Consider the following 12016-nt stretch of genomic DNA (forward strand, 5'->3'; position numbering starts at 1 on the left):
CAATCATGAAGCAATACATTTTTATTTTATTCTTTATTTTAATGGTAGGATGTAACCCTTCAGGAGAAAAAGAACTGAATTATACTAAAATAGTCCAAGGTTTACCATCTATTAATGATGTTGTCGAATTCAATAACTATTTCGAGATAAGTGAAATAATACCTTTGGAAACTAGTGATTCTTCAATTATTGATTATGTATATAAAGTTGTAGCGGATGAATATTTATTTATAAAAGGTGGAGGGGCAGTTTACAAATTTGATAGGACTGGTAAATTCCTTTCAAAGATTGAAAAAGGTATTGATGGTCCTAATAACTTTAAAAATTTAACTGATATCATTTTATTGCCTGAACAAAATAGGATTTGGATTTATGATTCAAATAATAGAAATATTCTTCAGTTTGATTATGATTTTAACTTTGAAATAAAACACAATTTGGGTTTTCCTCTATTTGGTATCGAAAGAACAAAAGAGCAATTATTAGGTAGCCCTGGCTATATGAGGTCTACTGATAAGCCAAATTCTCTGTTAAGATTTTCCGGTAATAATTTAGCTACTGGCTATTCGTTTCAGGAATCTTATCTTCCTTTTAATGAGGAAAAATCCAAATATTTACACATCAATAGAAGTGATTATTTTTCTGCTACAAATCGAGAGGGTTTAAATTTTGTAAATTCTTTTAATGATTCAATTTATTACATTGATAAAAATGGAGTGCCAGAGGTAGAGTATGTAATTGATTTTGAGGATAAAAAGGTTTTAGAAGAAGATTTAACGAATAGGGGTTACTCCACAATCGTGGATGTATTTACCTTTATTAATTCTACAGATAAATCATTTAATGTCGGTAATATTGTCCAAACTAATGAGTATCTTATTTATCGGTTTTTCAACTCTGGAAAGCCATTTATATCAATTTATAATAAAACGGATAATAGTTTGTCTTCTGGTCAAAAAATAAAATTAAAATTGAAAGATAGAGAATTTATTTTTAACGTAGATGAAGAGATGCGGATTGGCTCTTTTGGTAATGGGTATGGATATATTTCTTTACCATTAGAAGGAGGTGTTTTGGATCAAATTGAAGGATTCGAAACTATAAAAGAAGGCGATAATCCAATTATCATTTTATTCCATGAAAAATAACTTTATAATTCTTTTATTTATGCTATTAGGTTGTTCTGAAAAAGATTCAATTGGTGATTCTTCTTTTGAAAAAGTTGATAACTTAAGTCGATTAATAGCTGAAGGTTTGGAAAATAAAGATGGATTTTATTTTACTTTTGAAAATAAATTTTCGAAAAATATCAATGGTGTTCTATTTGTTTTACCCAAATCTTCTTGTTTTAATTGTTTTGAATATTTGACAGATGAATTAGCCCTTTTTTATTCAGAATATAACTTGAATAAAATTATTGTAATAAAAAATGAAAATATTAAGAATAGGGAAATTAGATTTTCTTTGAGAAACGTCATTAATGCAGATAGTATAGATGTATTCAATAATTTGGATTTTGACATTGTTAACCCTCATGAATTTTATCCGAAATTAGGCTTAATTAAAAATGGAACCCTTTCCTGTGTTGAAGTCTTTGAGCAGGGAGATGACTTGAAAGTTAGAAATTATTTTAAATTTCTAAAGGTTATGATAGAATGATTGTGATTATTAAAATTTGAATAGTGAACATTAGAATATTAATGCTTTTAATTATGATTATTTACCAATTTATATAGAGTTTTTCTAAAGCATTGGTTATTTCCATTTATTTCTGTTGTAAGAAATCAAATAATATAAATTTATTTCTAACTATTTCCTATGGCTATTAGAAGTTTTTGACTTGGACCTCTATTCTGCTCCATATTACATTTTGATTTTATTTTACTGATTGTATCGATAAAATACGATTTCTTACAAAAACCAACACCATCTTATTAGAAGTAAATCAACTCGGATCCACATCCACAATCCACCGAACAGAACGAAAAGCCGGAATGGCTTGAAGCTCTTGTAAAATCTCCCCCAATTTTTCTTTAAATGTCGTTTGGGTGGTTCCGGAGCGCTCCAGCTTGATCAGGCTTTCAAACTGATACTGATTTTTGATACGACCGATCAGTCCTTTTTCGGGACCCAAGACAATCTTTTTCACGGCGATTTGAGCCATTTGTCGATGGAGAGCAATGGCCGCTTTTTCCGCAGTCTTATGATCGCTGTGTCGGGTAGTGATTTTGACCAACTTGACATAGGGAGGATAGAAAAATTGCTTTCGGTCCATCATTTCCTTTCGGAAAAAAGCATCGTAGTCTCCCCGGATCACCTGCTCAAAAAGCGGATGCTCCGGATTTCTGCTTTGGATGACGACTTGACCTTTTTCGCTTCGTCGACCCGCTCTTCCCGCTACTTGAGTGATCTGCTGATAGGCACGTTCTCCGGCTCGAAAATCCGGAAAATTTAAAATCCGATCTCCGTCCCAAATTCCTACCACTGTCACCCGCCCAAAATCCAGGCCTTTGGTAATCATCTGTGTCCCCACCAAAATATCGATCTGCCCTGCACTAAATTCATCCAAAATCCGCTGATAGCCATATTTGCTTCGGGTGGTATCCAGGTCCATTCTCCCCATCCGAGCTTCGGGAAAAAGTAAAATCAACGATTCCTCTATCCGCTCGGTTCCCATTCCCATGGTGCTGAGCTGTGTGCTGCCGCAAGCTGAACAGTCGCTCGGGACCTTTTCCTTGTATCCGCAGTAATGACAGCGGAGTTCCTCGGCAAACTGATGGTAAGTCAGGCTTACATCACACTGCACACATTGCCCGGTCCAGCCGCAGTCTTCGCATTGGATATAAGGCGAATAACCACGGCGATTTTGGAAAATGAGTACCTGCTCGTTTTTGCCCAAAGCCTCTTGGATTTTCTCTCTGAGCAGGCGAGTCGAATCCAGTTTGAGCAGATTTTTCTTTCGGTCAGCAGCTAGATTTGCGAGGTGAAATTCTGGTAAAGCCGATTCGCCAAAGCGTGAAGTCAACTGTACATAGCCGTATTTTCCTTTGCTGGCATTGTAGTAAGTTTCAAAGGAAGGAGTAGCCGAACCCAACAGCGTTTTGGCCTGATGAAAATAAGCGAGCATGATCGCCGCATCCCGTGCCTGAAACCGCGGTGCCGGGTCAAACTGCTTGTAGCTCGACTCATGCTCCTCATCCACGATAATCAACCCCAAGGAATCAAAAGGAAGAAAAATCGATGAGCGCACGCCGACCACAAATGAAAAGCGCCCGCTCAAAACGCCATTCCAAACTTCAACACGCTCATTATCCGAGTATTTGGAATGATAAACGCCCATTTTAGATCCAAATACCTGCTGCAGTCGATTCACAATCTGCGTGGTCAAGGCGATCTCCGGAAGGAGCAACAAAACCTGAGAGCCGCTCTCGAGTACTTCCCGAATGAGTTGAATGTAAATTTCGGTTTTTCCACTCCCCGTAATTCCGTGGAGCAACACGGTATTTTTATCCTCAAAATGACCCTTGATTTCTTGTACTGCCTGCGCTTGAGAAGTGGAGAGTTTGGCTGCTTCCTTTTCAGGTTCCACTTCGCCGATTCGGTTGATGAGTTTCTTAAAACTCTCGAAAACCCCGTTTTTGATCAGGGTTTTCAGGGAACTTTCCGAATCTCCCTCTTCCAAAAGTTTGGATTTGTCCAGCCCTTTTTCATTCAATTCTGGAGAATTGAAAATGGGCACATCTCTCAAGTATTTAAGCAGGATAGATTCCTGTTTAGGCTTTTTGGCTAGTTCCTCAAATAGGGTTTCGAGGATTTTTCTATCGGAGACAAATTCTGCGGTAAGCCGTACCCGAGTTTCAATTTTTGGGGTATATTTTTCTTGGACTTTTTCAAAAATCAAAATAGCTTCTTTGGCTACCAAACTTTTCAGAATCGGATGAATCGTCTTGATGCCCAGTACTTTTTCGCAATCTTCGTAGCTTAATTCCGAATTTTGTTCAAGCGCATCTAATATTTTATCCTCGCGCTCATCCATGGGGTAGGAGGCATTTTCCCGATCAAAATTAGGATTGGATTGGACTTTGGATTCACTGGAAAGCCGAAGCCCCGAAGGCAATGCCGCAAACATGACTTCCCCGATATGGCAGCAGTAATATTCCGACATCCATACCCAAAACCGAATCTGAAGCGGATTGACAGAGGGCTGAATATCGAGTACCTCCAGGATGGGCTTGGCTTCGTAAGCCTGAGGGGCCTTGTTGTGTACTTTGCCGATGATTCCGGTGAGGATTTTTTTTCGGCCAAACTGGACAATGACCCTCGCCCCAATCTGAATTTCTGAAAGCAGATTGCGGGGAATTTTGTAGGTAAACATCCTCGGGATGGGTACCGGCAAAATCACATCCGCAAAAGAAAGTGATGCGGACTGTGGGCTAAAATCTTCGTCTCCAAAAAGGCTTTGCACGGAATCAGGTTAAATAAGGCAATTGGTCGAGTGCTTCTTTTATGGTGCTGACCGGCCGGCGGCAAGCATGATCAAAGCAAACATAAATTAAGGCATTTCCGGTCGAATCGGGAGTTTTTCCGGTCAAAATCGGGGCACTTTCTGTCATTTTTTCTGACCAAGCCACGATCAAATTGGAAGGATGTTTTTTGAGGAGCTCACCGGCCAATTTTTGGGCACCTTTTCCGACGATGGCAACCTCAGCGGTGGGAACAACAGTTTCCAACAATAAACTCGCCCAATTGCAGAGAAATCCGGGTTCTTTGAGAATCAATTCCCTCATTTGGTTTAGCATTTTCTGGGAAATCAAAGCATAGTGATCCTCATAGGTGAAAAGCGACAGCCGGTGGAGATTGCGGGCCATAATGGAATTCGAAGCTGGAATCACATTGTCGAAGAGCTCCTTTTTGTTGGCAATGAGTTTTTCGGCTTTGGGATTGTTGAAAAAGAACAGGGAATCGGCCTCATCAAAGAAATGCAGTAGACAATCATCTGTGAGTTTTTTGCCCAAATCCAAGTATTTTTTCTTACCGTTGATTTCAAAAGCGCGAAGTGCAGCTTTGATTACCGCCGCATAATCCTCCAAAAAGGCAGGAGTGTAAGCTTTACCGTTTTTGTAGCTACGATGAAGTGTCCCATCGATGATCATTTTTTCCTGGATGAAATCCAGATTTTTCAACCCCAAGTTAAGCATCCTTTTTTCTCCCGTCGCGATAAAACCTTGAAGCAAACCAGAACTCATCAGCCCATTCCAGCCAGAGATGATTTTATCATCTTTGCCGGGAAAAATCCGCTTATTTCGTACCACAAGTAGCTTTTTCTTGATCGTATCCAGCTTAGATAAAAGCTCCGAATCCTCCATTTTGAAGTCTGAAGCTACTTTTGAATAATCTTCGGTCTGAAAAAGAATATTGACACCTTCTTCCCAATTTCCGTGGATTTTAAGGTTATACAACTTCCGAAACCAAGGCATTTCATCCCCGACCAGTTTTTCGAGTTCGGAATAGCGCCAAGTGTAAAATTTCCCTTCGACTCCTTCGCTGTCAGCATCCTGTGCGGCATGAAATCCACCTTCTTCGGTGAGCATTTCGGTTTCGAGCCAGTTGACGGTTTCAGTGATTTTTTCGATAAAAAGAGGTTCTTTACTTACCTGATAGGCTTTGGCATACAATTCCAGCAGTTGGCCGTTATCGTAAAGCATTTTTTCGAAGTGCGGCGCAAACCATTCTCCATCGACCGAATACCTAGAAAATCCACCGCGGAGATGATCGTAAATCCCGCCCATTCCGATTTTCTTGAGTGTAAAAAAAACGCGTTCTTTTAAATCCTTCCGCTGCGCAATGATCGCATAATCCAATACAAAATCCCAAATGGATGGCATGGGAAACTTGGGGATCCGTTTCAATCCGCCCCATTCCGGATCAAACTGAGGGCTGAGTTTGGAGATGATTTTGATCAGGTCATCGGGATTGGCTTGTTCTTCACTCACCCGAATGCCATATTTTTCGATTTCAGAGCGATTCAGGCTATGACCAAATCCTTCGGCACTCTCGGCCAACTGATCCGGATGCTTTTTGAAGGCATCGGCAATATTGGCCAAGAGACGCGTCCATTGCTCATTTTTGAAATAGGTACCTCCATAAAAAGGCTTCTGATTGGGCATCAGAAATACATTCAATGGCCAGCCACCCTGAAGGCCCATGGCTTGTACCGCATCCATGTAAATATTGTCCAGATCAGGCCGCTCTTCCCGGTCGATTTTGATGCAGACAAAGCGCTCATTCATCAACTCGGCGGTGAGCTCATCTTCAAAACTCTCCCGCTCCATCACATGACACCAATGACAGGCCGAATAACCGATGGAAACGAGAATCGGTTTGTTTTCCACTTCTGCTTTCTTCAGAGCCTCGGGTCCCCAAGGATACCAGTCTACAGGATTATGAGCGTGCTGGAGTAGGTAAGGGCTTTGGGAATGGATAAGTCTATTGGGCATGGTGGTAAAGTTTCATTGTTGAAAAGAGCTTAATCGGTGTCACCATGAACGGAGTCGAAGGGATTTTCCCGTTCGTTAAGCGTAGTTTTTATTTTCTTGATCTCATTTGAAAAATCAAATTCAGTACTCATTCGTTCCAGTTTGATCAAGAGGTTTTGGAGAAACTTCCGATGAGCATCACTTTCTGGATTCAAAGGCCGATGCCCCAATTCTCGTTGGATTTTTTCAATTTCAGAGACTTTTTCTCGGGTTTCTTTTGAAAAGAAAGTACTTGAAAATCGCTCCCAAATGTAGTTTTCGGCCTCATCTGTCGGATGAATCCGGTCTTCTTTGTAAAAACGATAATCCCGTAATTCATCCATCATGATTTCATAAGAAGGGAAATAGCTGACAGATTCAAATTTCTTTTCCAATTCATGGCAGAGTACACGAAGAAGACTTTTGCTCAACTGATTTTCGGGAATGCCGTCCTTGATATGGCGAACCGGACTGACAGTAAGGATAATGTTGAGCTGAGGAAAAACTCGGGAAAAATTATCTAGGACCTTGGCCAAATCAAACGTCATACCTTCTAGGGAAGAAAGATTCTTTTGAAAGAGTTTCTGAGGTTGTTTGTGGCAATTGGCAACCGACCCAAAGTCCTGATGATCATAAATCCAGGCAGTGCCAAAAGTCAGAATCAAGTGTGAACTTTTTTTGAAGTATTCGTGGGTTTTTTGAATTTGTTGGTTCCATTTTTCCTCCAGTTCCAAAGCGCTTTTTCCATTCAAATCCGAATGTACCGCATAATGAAAGAATAGCCCTTCCCGCTGCAAAATTCCCGATGGCTCCAAGGGGTCCTGAAAAAGTGTGTGATCCAGCAGCTTAGCGAGTATGCTAGGGTGAAAGATCGTTCCGAAGGGATTGATTAACACGTCAAATTTGCTTTCCAGCATTTTCTGACCAATCACCTGCGCAAAACAGGAACCCATACTCAGGATTTTAGACTGATGGGAAATGGGAAAGTCGGCTGGTGGAATTTCAAAGGAAGTAAACCAATTCATGATATGAATTTAAGAATTCTTGATCCCTGATGGTTTATTTAGTCGGATAGTTTGTTTTCATCCAGTCGTAGGATTCCCTAATCAATTGACGCAAAACCACCTCATCTACATCGGCGAGTTTATTGATATACAAGCAGGAAGCTCCTGTTTTGTGTTTTCCGAGCTTGGCAAAAAGCTTATCAAAACTTTTTTCCATACAACCAAGCAGGTAAATGGAAAGGGAAGTTTTGCGCGGGGAAAAACCCGCAATCAGAAAATCTCCCTCCCGACCGCTTTCATATTTGTAGTGATACTGCCCAAATCCAACGATAGAATCTCCCCACATGACGGCTTTTTCGCCGGTAACTTCTTCCATGATTTCTTTGATGCGGAATGCATCTTCCCGTTTTTTGGAAGATTCTACTTGATTGAGGAAATCTGCTACAGAAGCATTGGTAGGTTGGGTTTTGTTTTCTGCCATGATTTAGTCCATTAAGTGCTTTTTCAGAAAGTTGGCGGTTTCATTGGAAACGCGGATCATATTTTCCCACTTCATCCAGTGATGTGTGTCTCCGGGGATCAGGATGGACTCGTAGGGCTTTTTCAGTTCGTCAAAGCGTCTGATCAAATTGGTCGTTTGAGCTACGTTGACATTGCGATCATCATCCGAATGGATGAACAGCACCGGGCTGGTCCAAGTATCTAAATCGGCGATTGGGGAGGATTCCCATGCGATTTTTTTAGCTTCCTCGTAATCTGGTGCAACTTCGTATCCTTCTGGTAATTCATAGCGGCTATCTAGGTCATGTACCCCATGAATATCCACACCCACCTTGAATAAATCCGAATCTCGTGCCAAGGCTAATGCGGTCAAATAGCCACCGTAACTTCCTCCATAAACTCCAATTTTGTTCGCATCCACTTGGGACAAGTTGGCAAGATATTCTCCTCCAGCCTTGATATCTTGGTATTCAACCGCTCCCTGATAATAGGCATTTGCAGGTCGGTGAAAGTCATAACCATAGCCGATCCCCAGTCGGAAATTGACCGAAAGTACCACAAATCCCATCTCTGCCAAGTATTGGTTCAAGGCATAGGTATTCGTGTAATAGTCCATATAACTCCAGCCTAATAGCATCTGTCGCTGCGGACCGCCGTGGATAAATACGATGCCGGGCTTTTTTGCTGAACCACCTTCTTTTTCGAATAGCTGCCCAAATACGGTGGTGCCATCAGGCGCGGTGAATTGTACCTGTTTTGGGGTGACTAATTTATCTTCAGGGAAATCAGAGGGAATCAAATCGGCTTGAAGGAGTTTAGTTTCATTCTCTTTTTTTATGGTGACTAGGTGTGGTCTTTGGGCGGTAGCCGAAAAATAAGCCAAACCATTTTCTGACAATGCAACCGGATAGGCTTCGATTCCTTTTCCATCGGTTTCCCAAGTTAGTTTTTTGCTAGCTAACTCTACCGTGCCAATATGTCTGCGGTCTTGATCTTCTTTTGTGGGACCAAAATTGGCGGAAAATAACACCTTTTTACCATCAGGACTGATGTTGATCTGTTCGACCATATAGTCTCCGGGAGTCAAAAGAGTCTCAGCTTTAGTCTCCAAATCCAAGCTATATAGGTGCTGCCAGCCGTCGTGGTAGGATTCAAACACCAATTCGTTTTCATTGGGATAGGAGAAAAAGAAATAGCGATAAGAACCGGGGAGGGTTTCCGGTGCTTTCCAGAGCATCTCGGCTTTTCCGCTTGCTACATCCGCTTGCCAGATTTCCCATGGACTGTGCCGAGGTTCTAAAAGGGGATAGGCTGCTCCTGTTCCACCAAGGGTTTTGATAAAAGCGATTTTGCTTCCGTCCGGAGACCATTTGGGCTGGGAATATCGGTGAAAGGAGGGCGCGATAAACTGGATCGGAGTCTCTGAGTCTCGATATATTCCGATCAACTGATGACCACTCCTGTTGACAGTAAAGGCCAAGCTTTTTCCATTTGGAGAAAATTCCATGGAGTTGACAGTTCCTTTGATTTCAAAGAGTTGATACGGTTCTTCTACATTATGGGCATTGGCTTTCCATACTTGCCCATTTTTTAAAAATAAAATATCACTGAAATTGCCCAGGTGAATATTATCTCCTTCGCCAAATCCCTCGATCATTCGGGAAGGGAGGTCGATAGCAAATAGTTCTACCTTAGGGAGCTTGGTTAGGTTATCGGCATTGACGGTGGAGGAAGCGTTGCCTCCTCCATGGTCTCCACCGCGAACAAAGACCAAATGATTTCCTTCGGGGGTGAAGCTTAGCCCGCTGATTTCCTGTCCATTGTCTTGATCAAAGGAGGTCAGTTTTTCGGGTTGGAAATCCGGTGCTTTGGCGTAATACACGTTCCGCTTTCCCTGCTCGTACATCACCCAGGCAAGTTGAGTGCCCGAATGATCGGCTGTGAGTCCGGATGGAAAGGTGAATTTGCCCACTTGCTCTATGGTAAAGGATTGGGAGAAGACGCTTTGCAATGAACAAAGGAAAAGGATAATAAGGAGGCGTATTTTCATGGTTGTAGTCTTTGGAAAGAAGTTTCTCAAGTTCGTGTGCGAGTTCTTGGTTTTATGGAAGATAGAGTTGGTATTGGCTGACAAAAGGCGGTTGCAGTTGTATTCTGCCTAAAACCTCCTCTTTGTCCTTACTCCATGCCAGGCGATGAAAAAGCATGCTCTTCATTTGGCGTTTGAGTTCCCGGACAGACCAGTTTTCTTTTTCGTATTGTCTGGTGTAGAAGCTGATTTCGAGTTCATTATTAGACTTTAATATTTCACAATAATGACTCAACGACAATTGTCCAGACAGTGTCTGGATTTTTGGGAAATTGAGATATAGGTTTCGGATTTGAAATAAGTTGGACCTGCTAAATCCTTTTCCAAACTCAAGGCTCAAATCTTTGGAAAGTCGATCTAGCAGATTTGTCCCATACTCCGATTTTACCTCGCCTCCCTGCTCAAACTCCACGATATGCCTTCCGATTTGCCAGTAAGTCTGTACAAGAATGGTGTTTACTGTTCGGCCGGCTTGTACTCGCCCTGCCTGCAAGAGCTTACTAATCTCGGTTTTCAGTAATTGATAGTCGGTATGGCTCAGAGATTTTTTCATGTCAATAGCGATCATGAATCAGATAAAGTACTTTTTGCAGTTCCGTTTTCAGTTCGCTAGAGGGAATCTGATAGTTATTCATCAAACAGGAAAAATGAAGGATTTTTCCGCTTTTTGTCAGCAAATATCCACTCAATGCACTGGACATGCTCAGGGTCCCGGTTTTAGCATAAATGTAGGCAGGCTGACCCAGGTCGGCAGGATACCAACTTCGGATCGTGCCAGATTCTCCTCCTGCGGGGAAGTAGGCCTGGATTTTTTCCCATGGGACTTCCGCTCGGATTTTTCCCAAAAGGGCAATAATTGATCGTGGCGTAAACATATTTCTAGCGGAAAGTCCCGAACCATCGAACCACATAGGTTCGTCGGGTAGATCATTGAGCAGGTTTTCTTTGGCATAATCGATCGCGTCTTTTGTGCTGATCTCATTGTTTAGTTGATCTGAGACCAAGAGTAAGAGTTGCTCGGCTAGGAAATTATCACTGATTTTCATCATTTGAGCATAAATGCTATCGGCTGCTGCGGTTTGGAGTTTAAGGGGTTCCGATGCTAGGTAATTGGAAGGTTGGATCAGGGTAATTTTTTTACCTATTTTTTCTTCGAGTAATTTGCTTGTAAATTCTGCGGAAGTCACAAATGGAATGTCCCGCTCAAAGGTTTTGCTGGATGCGGGGGTAAAGTATTCGTACTCATTTTTGAAGCGATTTCTACGAAAGGTTAAATAATCAGGAGGCCCAACAGCCGGTATCAATTTATTCTCAAAATAGGAGGGATAAGTGTTAAATCCCGCCATGGTGGAGTCTTTGGAGAAACGTACCACATTGCCATAAACCGGAAATGCCGACCGCTCGGTGGCATAGTAGGCATTGTACCAATCCCAAGACCAGCCGGGTCCAAAAGCATCCACCTGATCAAAATTATCGACAAGATAAAGGTCTTTTTCAGAGCTTCTCAAAAAGTCAATGACCGTGCTGTCCTGAAAATCTGGATGGAGCAAACTCGGATCTCCCGTACCCCAAAAAATAAGTGAATCCCCGCGCTCCAGGTAATTCAGCCCGTTGATTTTTTCATCCCCAAGAATCGTGTAGGAAGTGTAAAAAGTAAAAAGCTTGGTGTTGGAGGCAGGGATAAAGTATTTGTCCTCATTGATGGCGCTGAGGGTTTTGTTTTTGACTGGGTCAACTAACATGAAACCCAAATGCCCCTTTTCAAAAACATCCGATTTGCGAATGCTTTTGTTGATTTTTTGGGCCGTGCAGGAGCATGCCAAGATCAGTAGCGCTAGGAGTATTCTATTCATGAGTGTAAAATAAAAAAAGTCTCCCGCTTATGCAGGAGACTTGACTAAATAATT

Annotated in this window: 9 protein-coding genes; 2 read left to right on the forward strand and 7 right to left on the reverse strand. The window is 41.8% G+C overall.

All coding sequences use genetic code 11. The annotated features are described in order from the left end of the window. Positions 1-5 precede the first annotated feature (5 nt). Positions 6-1148 (forward strand): 6-bladed beta-propeller, encoded by a 1143-nt coding sequence (locus BM043_RS08300; protein ID WP_177188441.1) that lies wholly within the window; start codon positions 6-8, stop codon positions 1146-1148. Beyond that, entirely contained in the window at positions 1138-1659 is a 522-nt protein-coding gene (locus tag BM043_RS08305; RefSeq protein ID WP_092790647.1) for a hypothetical protein, read from the forward strand. Before BM043_RS08300 ends, BM043_RS08305 begins: the two co-directional genes overlap by 11 nt. A gap of 286 nt (positions 1660-1945) precedes the next feature. Here the strand turns inward: BM043_RS08305 and priA are convergent, their stop codons facing one another. Genes priA through BM043_RS08340 form a run of 7 tightly spaced genes read right to left on the reverse strand, consistent with a single transcriptional unit; the run spans position 1946 to position 11962 of the window. Continuing rightward, entirely contained in the window at positions 1946-4465 is a 2520-nt protein-coding gene (priA, locus tag BM043_RS08310) for a replication restart helicase PriA (protein ID WP_092790649.1), read from the reverse strand. 4 nt (positions 4466-4469) lie between these two features. Further along, positions 4470-6497 carry a thioredoxin domain-containing protein gene (locus tag BM043_RS08315; protein WP_092790651.1) on the reverse strand — a complete coding sequence of 676 codons (2028 nt, stop codon included), beginning with the start codon at positions 6495-6497 and terminating at the stop codon, positions 4470-4472. A 29-nt stretch (positions 6498-6526) separates the two neighbouring features. Next, complete coding sequence (locus tag BM043_RS08320; protein WP_092790653.1) at positions 6527-7540, reverse strand: GSCFA domain-containing protein; 1014 nt, start codon at positions 7538-7540, stop codon at positions 6527-6529. Positions 7541-7574: 34 nt separating this feature from the next. Further along, positions 7575-8000 (reverse strand): DUF1801 domain-containing protein, encoded by a 426-nt coding sequence (locus BM043_RS08325; protein WP_092790655.1) that lies wholly within the window; start codon positions 7998-8000, stop codon positions 7575-7577. Between the two features lie 3 nt (positions 8001-8003). Further along, positions 8004-10070, reverse strand: a complete 2067-nt coding sequence (locus BM043_RS08330; protein WP_092790657.1) for a S9 family peptidase — start codon at positions 10068-10070, stop codon at positions 8004-8006. Between the two features lie 52 nt (positions 10071-10122). Further along, positions 10123-10662: a DUF1016 N-terminal domain-containing protein gene (locus tag BM043_RS08335; protein ID WP_092790659.1), complete on the reverse strand. Its 540-nt coding sequence runs from the start codon at positions 10660-10662 to the stop codon at positions 10123-10125. Position 10663: 1 nt separating this feature from the next. Beyond that, positions 10664-11962: a D-alanyl-D-alanine carboxypeptidase gene (locus BM043_RS08340; protein ID WP_092790661.1), complete on the reverse strand. Its 1299-nt coding sequence runs from the start codon at positions 11960-11962 to the stop codon at positions 10664-10666. Positions 11963-12016 lie beyond the last annotated feature (54 nt).

The sequence above is a fragment of the Algoriphagus hitonicola genome (assembly GCF_900113375.1).
Lineage (GTDB): Bacteria > Bacteroidota > Bacteroidia > Cytophagales > Cyclobacteriaceae > Algoriphagus > Algoriphagus hitonicola.